Annotated in this window: 11 protein-coding genes and 4 pseudogenes; 5 read left to right on the forward strand and 10 right to left on the reverse strand. The window is 68.8% G+C overall.

The features are described 5' to 3' along the window. Window positions 1–108: 108 nt before the first annotated feature. Window positions 109–1,265: pseudogene (locus FDO69_RS42295) on the reverse strand (ISAs1 family transposase); the annotation flags it as partial. A 173-nt stretch (window positions 1,266–1,438) separates the two neighbouring features. Further along, window positions 1,439–2,272, reverse strand: coding sequence for a hypothetical protein (locus FDO69_RS27065; RefSeq protein WP_104782564.1), 834 nt, complete (start codon window positions 2,270–2,272; stop codon window positions 1,439–1,441). 234 nt (window positions 2,273–2,506) lie between these two features. Here FDO69_RS27065 and FDO69_RS42740 point away from each other — a divergent pair, with 234 nt between their 5' ends. Next, window positions 2,507–2,629 carry a hypothetical protein gene (locus FDO69_RS42740; RefSeq protein WP_267896255.1) on the forward strand — a complete coding sequence of 41 codons (123 nt, stop codon included), beginning with the start codon at window positions 2,507–2,509 and terminating at the stop codon, window positions 2,627–2,629. 364 nt (window positions 2,630–2,993) lie between these two features. Next, window positions 2,994–4,265, forward strand: a complete 1,272-nt coding sequence (locus FDO69_RS27070) for an MFS transporter (RefSeq protein ID WP_170320947.1) — start codon at window positions 2,994–2,996, stop codon at window positions 4,263–4,265. 148 nt (window positions 4,266–4,413) lie between these two features. Here FDO69_RS27070 and FDO69_RS27075 read toward each other — a convergent pair whose 3' ends face one another. The 5 genes and pseudogenes from FDO69_RS27075 to FDO69_RS42305 form a co-directional block, all read right to left on the reverse strand. Then, the gene (locus FDO69_RS27075) at window positions 4,414–4,947 is read right to left on the reverse strand and encodes a hypothetical protein (protein ID WP_104782567.1); all 534 of its coding nucleotides are present in this window, start codon (window positions 4,945–4,947) and stop codon (window positions 4,414–4,416) included. 133 nt (window positions 4,948–5,080) lie between these two features. After that, the gene (locus FDO69_RS27080; RefSeq protein WP_104782570.1) at window positions 5,081–5,731 is read right to left on the reverse strand and encodes an FMN-dependent NADH-azoreductase; all 651 of its coding nucleotides are present in this window, start codon (window positions 5,729–5,731) and stop codon (window positions 5,081–5,083) included. Window positions 5,732–6,002: 271 nt separating this feature from the next. Beyond that, window positions 6,003–6,614: a TetR/AcrR family transcriptional regulator gene (locus FDO69_RS27085; protein WP_104782572.1), complete on the reverse strand. Its 612-nt coding sequence runs from the start codon at window positions 6,612–6,614 to the stop codon at window positions 6,003–6,005. A 48-nt stretch (window positions 6,615–6,662) separates the two neighbouring features. Continuing rightward, window positions 6,663–7,795: pseudogene (locus tag FDO69_RS42300) on the reverse strand (dihydrolipoamide acetyltransferase family protein). Continuing rightward, window positions 7,775–8,269, reverse strand: a pseudogene (locus FDO69_RS42305) (transketolase C-terminal domain-containing protein); the annotation flags it as partial. The pseudogenes FDO69_RS42300 and FDO69_RS42305, both read right to left, overlap by 21 nt. 2 nt (window positions 8,270–8,271) lie before the next feature. Here FDO69_RS42305 and FDO69_RS27095 point away from each other — a divergent pair. Both FDO69_RS27095 and FDO69_RS27100 read left to right on the forward strand, forming a co-directional pair. Beyond that, a pseudogene (locus FDO69_RS27095) lies at window positions 8,272–9,342 on the forward strand (non-ribosomal peptide synthetase); the annotation flags it as partial. Between the two features lie 257 nt (window positions 9,343–9,599). Beyond that, window positions 9,600–10,271 (forward strand): pyridoxamine 5'-phosphate oxidase family protein, encoded by a 672-nt coding sequence (locus FDO69_RS27100; protein WP_234388124.1) that lies wholly within the window; start codon window positions 9,600–9,602, stop codon window positions 10,269–10,271. Between the two features lie 229 nt (window positions 10,272–10,500). Here the strand turns inward: FDO69_RS27100 and FDO69_RS27105 are convergent, their stop codons facing one another. Then, window positions 10,501–11,094, reverse strand: a complete 594-nt coding sequence (locus FDO69_RS27105) for a dihydrofolate reductase family protein (RefSeq protein ID WP_104782578.1) — start codon at window positions 11,092–11,094, stop codon at window positions 10,501–10,503. A gap of 69 nt (window positions 11,095–11,163) precedes the next feature. On the opposite strand from FDO69_RS27105, the gene FDO69_RS27110 reads away from it, so the two are divergent. Then, a complete protein-coding gene (locus tag FDO69_RS27110; protein WP_104782581.1) occupies window positions 11,164–11,742 on the forward strand; it encodes a TetR/AcrR family transcriptional regulator in 579 nt (192 codons plus the stop codon). Between the two features lie 81 nt (window positions 11,743–11,823). Here FDO69_RS27110 and FDO69_RS27115 read toward each other — a convergent pair whose 3' ends face one another. Continuing rightward, window positions 11,824–12,300: an ATP-binding protein gene (locus FDO69_RS27115; RefSeq protein ID WP_104782584.1), complete on the reverse strand. Its 477-nt coding sequence runs from the start codon at window positions 12,298–12,300 to the stop codon at window positions 11,824–11,826. Window positions 12,301–12,405: 105 nt separating this feature from the next. Further along, complete coding sequence (locus tag FDO69_RS27120) at window positions 12,406–12,897, reverse strand: DUF2975 domain-containing protein (protein WP_104782587.1); 492 nt, start codon at window positions 12,895–12,897, stop codon at window positions 12,406–12,408. Window positions 12,898–12,966: the final 69 nt, after the last annotated feature.

Below are 12,966 nucleotides of genomic sequence, written 5' to 3' on the forward strand. Positions count from 1 at the left end.
GCGTCACGCTACGAGGGACGCGCAGCGGTGGGGGGCAGGGCCCTGGGGAGAGTGGCCTTCGTCCGTTTTGATCACGGGATGCCATGGAGGGTGAGCGGTTTCGGGGGCGGTGTGGGCGCGGCGTCCGCTGGCGATGTTGGCCCATCCGGCGCGGTGGAGGGCACCGCGGGCCAGATCGCGCAGGGTGCTCATGACGGCGGGGGTGCCGTGGCGGCGGACTTGGCTGGCGTCCTCGGCGAAGGTGACGTCTTTGGTCCAGTGGACAGTGTTTTCGATGATCCAGTGTCCGCGGGCCCACGCCGAGATCTCGGCCGGATCGGCCTGGTGGGCGGCGAGATCGGTGACCGCGTAGACGGTCTCGGTCTGCCACTTCCCAGCTCCGGCGCGGCGGCGTTTGCGGTGGATGCGGACCACCTGGCGGGCGTGCGGGAACAGTAGTCCGTCGACGCTGCAGACTTTGACCTCGCGGACCTCCTCCCTGCCGTGCCCGCGGTCCTTGGAGAGGTGCAGGACGGGCACGTCCTTCCAGGGAAGTTGCCTCAACTGGCCTGAGAGCTTGGGCTGGTTGTTCTTGATTGACAGCAGGTAGTGGGCGTGGCGTTGTTCGACGAGGTGGCGGGCGTGGTCCTTCTGTGCGTGCAGGGCGTCCACGGTGACCACGGCGTCGGCCAGGCCGGTGTCGTCGATCTGGTCGAGGAGCGGGGCGAATCGGGAATTTCGTTGGTCTTCGCTCCGATCTCACGCAGGGCCGCGGTCAGGGTGTCGTCGTGACGCACGGCGGTCAGTATGAACACGCGGCTGCCGTCGGCGCGTACTGCGCGGCGCAGACACTTTCCATCCACCGCGAACGCCCATCGCGACGGCCGAGCGTCGCCTTGTTGCGGTGCGGCGGCCCGATGCGCACGCCGTTGTTCCCGCTCACGGACACCATCCGGTGCCGTGGCGCAGGGGGATGAGGGCGTCAGGGCCGTCAATCGGGCGAAGCCGGCCTGGGTGAGCGCGGCGGCGTCCACCTTGCCGAAAACGTCCCGCAAGGTCCGCTCGCCGGGAGCTGTGAAGCGGCCGGTGAACGGATCGTAGGGACGGCCGAGGCGCGCAAGCACCGCTTGGTCGCGGCGTCTTGCCCACTCGGCCATCGAGGTCAGTGAGTTGTGCCCCGCGCTGGTCATCACACACACGCCCACCGCGAGCAGCGTCGCCAGCCGGTATCGCACACCCCAGGGCTCACGCGGGTCAGGCACCCGGCTCAGCACCTCCACCAGCCCCGCGGGCACGAGCGCCCCCGGCGGCGAGGAGGGCAGGGGCGCCCGTACGGGGCGATGGGCGTGGGTGATGATGAAACAGCGAGCACGGCAACCTTGCAGATCGTGAAGTGTAGAGAACTCCATGATCACAAGGGGCCGTGCTCGCCTTGCACTGACCGCTGACACAGCATCACCTAATCAACCGGGTGAACGTGACTCTCCCCCTGGGTCCGGCAGTTGACCTGCAACGATCGAGGCTGGAAGGCGGCAGCGGCCACCGCTTCGGCTTCCGGCAGCAGGTTCTTGCTCTCCTGGATCACCCTCTCGTAGGGGCGCTCGTGGTCCCCGCATTCGAGAGCGAACCGCAGGAGCGAGCCGGACCAGTTGTCGAAGAGCGAGAACGTGCGGTCCACAACCCGCTTGGCTTCCTCGCGCTGTGCGTCGTCGAGGGACGGCAGGCTTTTCTCTTCTACCTCGGGCGACTTTATGCTGTGCGACGCCTCCGCCATATAGTGCTTGGTGCCGAAAAACTCACATTCGCGACCGTCCCGCAGGGCGATTCCGCGGCAGTGGGTGAAGATCGTGATGGAGACAGCCTCGATGGACTCGACCATCGCGAAAACAGCGTACGTGGGGGCGCCCGCGGCGAGCGCGGCCAGCTCCAGGCAGAGACGTCGAGAGTGGCTGAAGTCCGCACTCCACAGGACCCGCGTGGCGTCCGACAGGGGCATGCTGCTGTCGGCCCCCAGCTTCTCCAGGTCGGTCAGCATCCACTGCCAGTGGAAGTCCTCTTCGTACGTGTGCGCGTTCAGAAGGGCCTGTAGCTGATCGGGCCGGGCATTGCCTTCGTCTTTACGGAAGACGTACTTGTTCAGGTCGGAGTAGCCCATGATGAAGGGAACCACGCTGGGCCCCCACGCCAGACGCTTTTCTCCGGGGAGCGACTCGTCGGTGAGCAGGCGAGTGAAGAATGCATGGTTCTCGTACGTTTTCCGATGTTCTTCGATGTAGTCGATGACCTTCTGCATGGAAAACTCCGTTTGTGATGTGTCGAAATCTCCGCAGCGGCAGGCGGAGAAGGCATCATCGCATAGGTCTCTTCAACTCATCGTGTTTAACGAAGCGTTGACATGGGTCTGCCCTTCTTTCCCTTCGGGATTGCCCTTCCTTCTGGAGTGCACGGCCGCACCGTGACCGGCCCGTGATCGATCCCGACGGCCGGGGACGCCAGCCAGGTTCAGAGCCACCGCGCCCCCACCGTCATGACCGTCCTGCGCGACCCGGCATACGCCACTTTCCACTGCGCCGGCTGGGCCAACAACGCCGGCGCCCGACGCGAGCACGGTCAACCCGAGGCCGTCCTGACCCTCCCCGGCATCCCGTGATCAAACGGGCGAACGTGACTCTCCCCGGGCCCTGGAGGGATCACATCCGGTGATTCTCGTCCGAGCAACTCATAAGGCTGCTCACATGCGCTACAAGTGGTGGTTCATCCGACGGTCACCACGAGAAACATGAATGACAACTGCCTCAGCACAGCCGCCAGGGGATGGAGAGGCCGAATCCACCGTGAGCGATGCACGCTACCGGTTCCAGCACTTGGCACCTCCACCGAGGACGGCCGCGGCGCCGGCAACGGTTCCCGCAGGGTAGGCCCAGTGTCTCGCGCGAGGTACGGACTGGAGGTTCCGGTCGGCGGCGGAGGCCCAACACCCATGATCACCGGAGTCACCAGGGGGAGCCCTCAGCATGACCGGCACTAAGGAAACCCTTGGCGGCCCGGCCGCGGTCGACGATGCGGCACGAAGCGTCACGCGCCCGTTCTACGTATACGCCGTGCTCGCCAACTCGCTCTTCCAGCGTGGCGTATTCGTCCTCTTCCTTCAGCAGCGAGGCTTCTCCGCCGGGCAAGTGGCCCTCCTGCAGACACTGATCTACCTGGTCAGCGGAGTTGCGGAGTTGCCGACGGGAGTCATCGCCGACCGAATCGGCAGGCGTGCCAGCATTCTGATCGGCCAGGCGCTGATAGCTGGATGCCTGCTCGGTCAAGTGTCGTCCTCCACCTACTGGGTGTTCCTGACGCTGTTCGTCGGCCAGGGCGTGGGCATGGCATGTGTATCCGGTTCGGACACCGCCCTGCTGTACGACCTGCTCGTGCGTCGTGGTGCAACGGCCGGCTACGTCAAGATCAATTCCCGGTTCACCATGCTCGGGACGGTCACCTCGGGAGTCGCCATCGTCCTCGGCGGCCAACTGCAGCGAGTTTCCTGGGGAATCGTCTACGTCGCTTCGGCGTCGTGCCTCGTCCTGGCCGTGGTGGTGCTGATGTCAGGGGTGCCCGAGATCCGCGGCGCGGACGCGGTGGACGAGCAGGACGGAGCCGAGAAGGAGCACGGCCACGCCACAGCATGGCGGGCGATGCTTCGGGTCGCCACGCCGACGCTCGTGACGCTTGTCGTGGTGTCCGGATTGATGCATGCGACTTTGACGCCGTACATCATTTTTACGCAGAAGACCCTCTCCGAGCAGGGAGCGGGCACCGCATTGGTCAGCGTGGTGATATCGGCGGGATTCTTCGTCGGCGGACTCACTCCCTTGCTGTCGGACCGCGCGGACCGGTGCATCGGGTATCGGGTCATCGTCCCGGTGTCTCTCGCGACGCTTGCCGTGGCGCTCGGACTGAGCGGCCTCGGCCTTGTCTGGGTCACCATCGCCGCGTTCCTGGTCCTGGTCGGAATCCCCGAGATCACCGCCGTGATCGTGGACAACGTGTTCAACGAGGCAGTGCCGTCGCGCCACCGGGCGAGCCTGCTGTCGATGATCGCATTCGTGGAGTCGGCGCTCATCGGCATCGGCTATCTCGTCCTCGGCGCGCTCATGGACGGGATGGGCGCCAGCGTGGGCATGTCCACCTACGCCGCCGTCCCCCTGGTGGCATGTCTCCTGTGGCTCCCGGTGCTCTTCCGAGGGGCACGCGTGACCACCGAGATCAAGAAGCCCACCGACCAAAAGGCATCCTGAAACAGATCATCTCGCGGAACGTCCTGCCCGACAGCAGAGGCGCTGCTCGTCGACATGTCGCTCCCAGCCGGCGACGGAGCTGTCATCGCGGCGATCAGCGCCAAACGGGATGCGAAGAATCGCGCCACTGAGAAAACCTCAGTGCCCACTACCCGACGAGCTGTTCTGCCGCTTGGCGGTACTGCCTCGACCGGACTTCTGCCAGCTTCCACAGAGCAGGAAGACCGTCCTTCAGGAGACCGACTTCCGCCTCCTGCCGGCAGGCCGGCTCGAAGCGGGCGAGGCTGTCGAAGGCGTCGATACCGATGGCGGACGGCCAAGCCGCCACCGCCCGCGACGCGCAGTCCAGCGTCTGCGCTGCCACGATGTCCTGCAGCTTCGGCTTGGTCAACACCATCGTGCCGAAGACCAGGAAAGCCCAGCCTTTGACGAAGGCATGGCCCGCGAGCTGTGCCGGGTAGCTGGCGTCCAGGGACCAGCTCTCGGCAAACGCAGAGGCGACGAGGTCTTCGTCGAGCTCTCGGCCGTCAAGAAACGCCGCGATGCTGCGGACTCCGGCCATGATCACGCCGTAACGGTCGATCAGGCCGGATCGCTCGGTCAGCACCTGCACGGCTCCGCCCAGCCGGATGGCTGCGGCACAACACAACGCTTCTCCAACGGCGTCAAAGGCCTCGTCCACGATTCCCCGCTTCCCGGCCCAGCTCCGACGGTGGTAGCCCCCAGGCACGGTAACCGCAGAAGCGAGTAGAGAACGAGGCCTCAGTAGGCCGGCCCACCGGCCCTCCACTTCGCGCCCGCGCGGCTGCCCCCTGCTATGCGGCCGGACGCATGGCCAGTTCCCTGGCACGGGATTCGGCTGCCGCGAGGGAAGCGCTGCGGGATGTCTCGAAGAGGGGGATGAGATCGGCCATGGCCGGGACGGTCGGGGCCAAGGTCAGTTCGGGGACGATGAAGGTGACGTCCAGACCGAGGCCGGTGCCGAGGGCCTGCTGCAGATAGCTCTGCACGTAGTCATTGCCGTGCTGCGGGGTTCCCTCCCGGTAGGAGCCACCGCGGCTGGTCACGACGATGGCCGGCTTGCCCGCGAGTGAGGGGCGTTCGGTCATGGAGGTGCGGCCCACGGCGAACACGTGGTCGATCCAGGCCTTGAGCGTGGAGGGGATCGAGTAGTTGTACATCGGTGCGCTCAGCAAAATCGCGTCCGCCGTCTCGGCTTCCTCGATCAGTTCGGCGCGCAGCGCGAAGGCGGCCCGTTCTTCCGCGGACTGGTCGCCGGGGGCGGTGTAGCCGGCGTAGTAGGCGGCGGCCCGCAGATGGGGAATCGGGTCGGCGTCGAGATCACGGTGGATCACCGAGCCCTGCGGGTTCTCGTCCTCCCACACACGCCGGAAGGCGGCGGTCACTGCGCGGGAGTGGGAGCTCTCGCCGTTGAGGGAGGTGTCGATGTGAAGCAACGTGGCCATCAAAGTCTCCTGCGGACTATCGGGCTGCCCTTGCGCGGCACGCCCGGTGGGATGCCCAAAGCCTGCTTCCTCACGTGCACTTGAGGTCCAGTCGGTGTGATCCACGTCACCGTCGGGCATGCTCTGCGCCATCCGCTCACGGTTCGCAGCCGAGTGCGACGGCGCACTCAGTGCTTGCAGTCACCCCCCGGCGGCGGGTCCGCGACCGATCACACCGAAACGGCGGCCAGCGCCGCCAGGGCCGCGATTCCCAAGCGCGTTCTGGGCGTGCTCACTCGGCGCCGCCCGAGAGTGCCCCGTGCAGGAACACCTCCACCAGCTCCTGCGGGGTCAGGTCGGGCTCGTCCTCGGTACGCGGCTGGATGAAGAGCAGCCCGAAGAAGAGGGCCGCGATCTGCTCCGGCGGCCGGCGCAGGGCGGCCCTGTCGGGCTCCAGAAGGTCCACGAGGGCTGCACGGATACGGGCCGTCGACTCGGTGCGGCCCGCGCCGCGCACCGTGCCCGGGTGCTTGCCGCCGCCCTGCCCCAGCGAGCCCATGACCGCACCCATCCGGGCCATGTGCGCCTGCAGTGCGTCAGCCGCCTCCGCGAGCCTCTCGGCCAGCGGCTGGGATGCATCGATCGCGTCGAGCTCGCGGACCGCGTGTTCGGGAGAGAGCGCCTCGGCGATGCAGGCCTGCAGCAACTCGTCCTTGTCGGCGAAGACACGGAAGATCGTCCCCTCGCCGATGCCCGCGGCGCGGGCGATCTTCGCGGTCGTCACCGCGGCGCCGTACTCGGCGATCAGCGGGATGGCGGTGTGAATGATCATTTCGCGGCGCCGCTCCGGCGACATGCTGGGGGAACGGCGGCGGGTGGTCTGGTTCTCCTTGGCTGCTGTCATAACCACGAGAGTACGGAGTGAGTCCTCACTCCGTCAATGAGTGAGGACTCACTCCGTGTGTTTTCCCAGCAGATCGGCGGAGCCGAAGCCGTCGATCACACGCCGGAGAAAACCCGCCGCCGTGCCGCCGTCGCACACGCGGTGGTCGAAGGTCAGGGAGACGTTGACGACCTTGCGGACCTCGACACGGCCGTCCCGCACCCAGGGGCGGTCGGTGATGCGGCCCACCCCGATCATCGCGGCCTGGGGGTGGTTCAGGATCGGCGTGGCGCCGTCGACCTCGAAGCCGCCGTAGTTGTTCAGGGTGAAGGTGCCGCCGGTGAGGTGCTCGGAGGGGAGCGTCCCGCGGCGGGCGAGGCCTGTCAGTCGCCGCAGTTCAGCGGCGAGGTCGTCGAGGCCGAGACCGGCGGCGTTCCGGACGACCGGGACCACCAGGCCGTGGTCGGCGCGGCGAAGCCGAGATGCACCTGCGGCAACCGGACCACCTCCTGACGGTCGGTGTCGACGCGGGAGTTGAGCTCGGGGAACGCGGCGAGCGCGCCCAGGCACGCCCGGGCGAGCAGCGGCATCAAGCCGGTTCCGAGGGTGGCCCGGGCGGCGAGCAGGCTGTCGGCCTCGGTGTCCGCCCAGATGGTCACGGCGGGCGTGTCCCGCCGGCCCCGGACGAACTTTTCCGCCACGGGGCGCAACGGGGCCCGGGTGACGGAGAGGAGGGGCTGGTCGGTGTCCCGGTCGTGGGCGGCACCGGTCGTCCTGGCCGTGCCCGCGCAGGCCGGCCGAGGCGGCTGCCGCAGTGTGCGCCGGCCCGACGTGCCGTAGCCGGTCAGGACGGCACCGGAGGCCGCTGACTCCTCTCCCACGGTGAGCAGCGGCGCCCCCACCTCGACGACGGCCCCGGCTCGGCAGTGCAGGGCGGTCACGGTGCCGGTGTACGGACTCGGCAGTGTCACCACGGACTTGGCCGTCTCCACCTCCGCGACGACCTGGTCGTGTTCGACGGGGTCACCCACGGCGACCTTCCACTCCAGGACCTCCGCCTCGGCCAGCCCCTCACCCAGGTCGGGCAGGAGGAACGTCCGGCCGGTGATGGCTTCGCCGGTGGCGGCCGGGGTGCCGTCCGTCCGGCGCGCCGCGGCAGGGGAGGCGCTGGTGGCGGGCAGCAGGCGGTGCAGACCGTCCAGTACCCGGCGCACGTCCGGCAGGTGGGCGTCCTCCAGCAAGGGCGGCGGATACGGGATGTCGAACCCCGTGACGCGCAGCACCGGCGCCCGCAGCGCGTCGAAGCACCGCTCCTGCACCCGCGCCGCGATCTCGGCGCCGACTCCGGCGTAGCCCTGGGCCTCGTGCACGACCAGGCACCGCCCGGTCCGGCGCACCGAGGCGGCCAGCGCATCGTCGTCGAGGGGGACGAGGGCGCGCAGATCCAGCACCTCGACGTCCCGGCCCTCCGCGGCGGCCAGGTGAGCCGCCTCCAGGGCCACGTCGACCGACGGCCCGTAGGCGACGAGCGTGGCGTCGCTGCCTTCCCGGCGCACGGCTGCGGTGCCGAACGGCCCGGTGCGGACGGGCAACTCGAGTGGTTCCCTGGTCCAGTAGCGGCGCTTGGGCTCCAGGAAGATCACCGGGTCCGGGTCGTCGATGGCCTCGCGCAGCAGGCACCGTGCTTAGCCAGACCCCGTCGGCCTTCGCCCAGCTGCTGGACGTCGACCACGCCGAGGTGCCCGCCCGTCTCGTCGTCTTCGGAGGTGAGCCGCTGGACGCGCGGATGCTGCTGCCCTGGTTCGACCGGCATCCCGAGCGGCCCTGCCGGGTGGTGAACATGTTCGGCATCACGGAGACCACCGTCCATGTCACCGAGCAGACGCTCACCCGGAAACTGGCGCTCGCCGGCACCCGTTCCGTAGGGCGGGCCCTGCCCGGCTGGCACCTGTACGTGGTGGACCCGGCCGGACGGCTGCTGCCGCCCGGAGTGGCGGGCGAGATATGTGTCGGCGGCGCCGGCGTGGCACCCGGCTACCTGGGTCAGGAAGAGCCGACCGGCCGCCGGTTCGTACCGGACCCGTTCTCCGACGGCCCGATGTACCGCAGCGGCGACCTCGGGCGCCTGCGCCCCGACGGGCGGCTCGAACACCTCGGCCGGATCGACAGCCAGGTGAATATCCGCGGCTTCCGGACGAACTCGACGAGATCCGCTCCGTCCTGCTGGAGGACCCTGCCGTGCGCTCCGCGGCCGTCCTGGTACGCCGCGACGACCCGGCGGACGCCGCCACGGCCAGGATCGACGCGTACGTGACCCTTTCATCCGGGGTCGACGACCCCGCCGGGGTGCGTGAGCGGGCTGCCGGCATCCTGCCCGACCACATGCTCCCCGCCACCGTCACCGCACTGGACGCTCCCGCTGACGGCCAACGGCAAGCTCGACGCGACGAAGCTCCCCCCGCCCGCCGCCCCGCGCCCGTCGGTGCGGGACGAGGCTCCCCGTACCGCCGCCGCCGACGACCTCATCGCATGTCTGACGGACATCTGGAGCGACGTCCTGGGCGTGCCCGTCGACCCGGACGACGACTTCTTCGAACTCGGCGGCAATTCCCTGTCCGCCGTCCGCATCGGTGCTGCCCTGCGCGCCCGCGGTCTGCCGTCCCTGCGCCTGCGGGAGCTGTACCGGCATCCGACCGTCCGGGCGACGGTGGCAAGCCTCGAAGGCACGGACGAGCACCTGCGCACGTGAGACGACCGGCGTGCGCACCTGAGACGACCGGCGAAGGCGACCAGACCCGGAAACCGTCGGGTGGATCGTGGATCGCCGGCCGCTTGAGCGCGCGAACGCCGGGTGCACGCCGGACGGTGCGAGCGCCTGCTCTACCCTCGTGTGCGTGGCCGGTGAGCGCTATTCGGCCTCCGAGGGGATCGGCAGAGTCACCTGCGCCGAGGGACCACCGGTGCAGGGCTCGGACACAGGCGTTGATTCGCCTGTCAGGAGGACCGTTGCACCAGGATCCGCGGGCGGACCGGCCCGGAAGCCACGGAGAGCACCAGATCCAGGGCGAGTTGGGTACCACCAGCCGCGCTGATCGGTTCTACGACGAACAGGTACTGGACCGGCTCAACTCCAGGATGAGGGAGTTCGTCGCCCGCCAGGAGATGTTCTTTCTCGCCACTTCGGACGGCCGGGGCGAGTGCGACAGCACGTTCCGCGCCGGGCCGCCCGGCTTTCTCCACGTTCTCGACGACGCGACTCTCGCCTACCCGGAGTACCGGGGGAACGGCGTCATGGCCTCGCTGGGCAACATCCGGGAGAACCCGCACGTCGGCCTCCTGATGATCGACTTCTCCGAGGACCGCATCGGTTTGCACGTCAACGGCCGGGCCCGCCTGGTTCCCGACGAGGCGATGCGTCGGAGCCATCCCGGCCTGCCTGTCGATTCCGTGCCCGGCCGCCGCCCCCAGATGTGGGTCGAAGTCGAGGTCGAAGAGGCCTACATCCACTGCTCGAAGCACATACCCAGGCTGGTCAGAGCACCGCTGCGGCCGCAGGCCGCGCAGGACGGCGCCGTCGCCGCCGGCGGGGAGCAGGCCTGGGGCACGGACGACGTCAAGCGCAAAGGCGGCGACTACTTCAAGGCGGCGGAGGCGCGACGCAACCAGGCCGTGCGGTGATCCACGCCCCCCTGTGGAACGACCCACCTGGCGACCCGACATCCGCGCCGCCGTCATCTCCAAGGCCCGGGTCAACATGCACCGCAAGCCGCTGAGCATGGCCAGGCCGACGGGACGGTACCAAGGTGACGCACTTCCAGGGCGGCGGAGCCCGGGCACTGGGACTCTCGGACGTCGTCCTCAACGACACCGACCTCGACTACTGAGGCCGACCGGCCGGTGACCTGGACTAGCGGCGGGTGAGGCGGGTGAGGGTGGCTCCGGCGGGGAACGCGGTGCGCTCGGCGACATCGAACACGGTGGGGTCGAAGGCACCGTCGACCACCGGGATTCCGCTCCCCGCAATGACCGGGTAGGTCTTGATCAGCAGCTCGTCGATCTCGGGCAGCAAGCTGCCCGCGAGCCGGCCGCCTCCGCAGAGCCAGATGTCCTGGTCGGCGTCCGCCTCGCACTTGAGCTCGCGGACGAGGCCGAGCGGGTCGCTCGCCACGACGGTGACCGCTGGGTCGACGTCGGGCTCGAGGGAGCTGGACACGACGTACTGGCGCAGGTGTGCGTACGGGCTGGTGATCCCGTTGCCGTGGGGGAGGCGGTAGGTGCCGAGGCCCATGACGACGGTGTCGAAACGCCGGTTGGGCTCGTCTGCCACGCCCGCGGCAGCGCGGTAGGCCGTCGGGACGGTCTCCGGATGCAGCGCGTTCATCCAGTTCGCGTAGGCGGTGGCCTGCTGGTCGTCGCCCTGCGGGAAGAAGCCGAACTCCCCGCCCGGGCCCGCGATGCGGCCGTCGAGCGAGACGCCGATGTAGTACACGAGCTTTCGCACGATGGTCCCCCACGCATAGTACTCTGGTTGAAGTGGTTTGAAAGTAGTACTACGCCTGGAGTGGTGTCAATGGTGAGACGGAACGACCAGCGGCGCGCGGCCCTCGTCGACGCGGCGATCGAGGTGCTGGCCCGGGAAGGCGCACGGGGCCTGACGTTTCGGGCCGTGGATGCAGCGGCCTCCGTCCCCGTCGGCACGGCATCCAACTACTTCGCCAGTCGCGACGACCTGTTCACGCAGGCCGGCGCCCGGGTGTACGAGCGGCTTCAGCCGGACGAAGAGCTGATCGCGCGACAGCGGGCGGCAGGCCGCGACCGGGAGACCTATGTCGGCCTGATGCGCGATCTGGTCGGCCGTGTCGCGTCCTTCCGCACCGGCTATCTCGCCCTGCTGGAACTTCGCCTTGAGGCCACCCGGCGTCCCGAACTGCGCAAGGTCCTCACGGAGCGGGTCCGCGCCGACGTCGACGCCAACGTCGCCTACCACGAGGCTTCCGGCCTCCCTGGCGACGCCACGGCCGTCAAGCTGCTCATGCTGACGTTGAACTGGCTGATCGTCGAGCAGCTCACCCTGCCGGACGTCTTCACGGAGGTGGAGCGTGAACAGCTGGTGACGGCCGCGGTGGAGCGCATCGTGGCGGCCGAGTAGCAACGTCTGCTGCCCGGCCGCAGTGGGTGAGACCGGCGTCGGCGAGTGCGATGCCCGGCCCCACCGGCTTCTGTGCCGGTACTACAGCACTTGGTGGCCGGCCGCGGACCCGCCGGGGTCGTCGGCGAGTACGACGTCGGCGGTGATGCGCTTTCCGACCGGCTCGCGGTGGATGGCGAAGCCGACGCACACGGCAGCCACGATCTCGAGGCCGTGCTGTCCGATCCGGCTCGGGTCGGGCGCCAGGATCGCGGGCAGCGTGGTGCTGCTGTCCCACACGCTGGTCCGTACGGCCCCGTCCACGATGTCCAGGGTCAGCAGGCAGGGGCCGGGCGCGTACTTACGGGCATTGGTGACCAGCTCGCTGACCACGAGCTGGACCATCCCCATGGCCCGGCTGGAGACCGGCAGGCCGTGCACCGCCTGCACCCGGGTCAGGAACGTCCGGGCCAGGTCGCGGGCTTCGGCGATCCCGGTGTCGCCGTCGAACGCCGCCGATACGGAAATGGCGCTGGTGGACAGTGCATCCGGGCCGTTTCCTCCCATTTCGTGGTCCATGGGGGCCGTCGCGTCCTTCGAGTATTCGTCCAACACGAGCCGCGCCTACCCGCAAAGCGCCGGGACATGCCACCGGCCCGTACGCGAAGGATCGACGGCGATCGGTCAGATCACCTCGTCCAGTTCGGCCTGCATCTGTGACGCCTCGACGTCGCGAGCGACGGCCTGCGCGAGCAGCATCCGCAGCACGAGCACGATGAGCGCGACGCCCAGGATGGCCAGACCGATGCCGCCCATGATGACGGTGACACCCGGGTCGTCCCGCTGCCCCGGTGCGTTGAGGATCGTGACCGTGAACCACACGAGGGCGGCCGCCACGATCGAGCCGATCACGACGTCCACGTACCGGAAGGCGGCGGGGGAGAACACGGTCCTGCGGCGCACCATCGTCACCAGCCGCCATACGCAGAACAGGGCCGCCTGGGCCGCCGCCAGGCCCAGGATCGTGATCACGCGCAGCGGGGTCAGCGGGAGCGACCCGTCCTCCGGGTCGTTCCCGCTGACCAGCGCCCACACCATCGATGCCTGGACCAACACGGTGCCGACGAGCAACACCACGAGCACGGCGCGCAGCGCGCACACTGCCAGCTTCCCCATGACCCATCCTTCAATCGACTTACGATGGGAACCTATCGAATTTCGATAGGCCAGGCAAGAGGGGAGCAA

This window comes from Streptomyces tibetensis (assembly GCF_007655005.1).
Taxonomy (GTDB): domain Bacteria; phylum Actinomycetota; class Actinomycetes; order Streptomycetales; family Streptomycetaceae; genus Streptomyces; species Streptomyces tibetensis.

Coding starts and splice junctions, on each gene's coding strand:
- FDO69_RS42740 (WP_267896255.1), top strand. CDS start 2,507: ATGACCGTCCTGCGCGACCCGGCATACGCCACTTTCCACTGCGCCGGC.
- FDO69_RS27080 (WP_104782570.1), bottom strand. CDS start 5,731: ATGGCCACGTTGCTTCACATCGACACCTCCCTCAACGGCGAGAGCTCC.
- FDO69_RS27085 (WP_104782572.1), bottom strand. CDS start 6,614: ATGACAGCAGCCAAGGAGAACCAGACCACCCGCCGCCGTTCCCCCAGC.
- FDO69_RS27110 (WP_104782581.1), top strand. CDS start 11,164: ATGGTGAGACGGAACGACCAGCGGCGCGCGGCCCTCGTCGACGCGGCG.
- FDO69_RS27115 (WP_104782584.1), bottom strand. CDS start 12,300: ATGGACCACGAAATGGGAGGAAACGGCCCGGATGCACTGTCCACCAGC.
- FDO69_RS27120 (WP_104782587.1), bottom strand. CDS start 12,897: ATGGGGAAGCTGGCAGTGTGCGCGCTGCGCGCCGTGCTCGTGGTGTTG.
- FDO69_RS27070 (WP_170320947.1), top strand. CDS start 2,994: ATGACCGGCACTAAGGAAACCCTTGGCGGCCCGGCCGCGGTCGACGAT.
- FDO69_RS27065 (WP_104782564.1), bottom strand. CDS start 2,272: ATGCAGAAGGTCATCGACTACATCGAAGAACATCGGAAAACGTACGAG.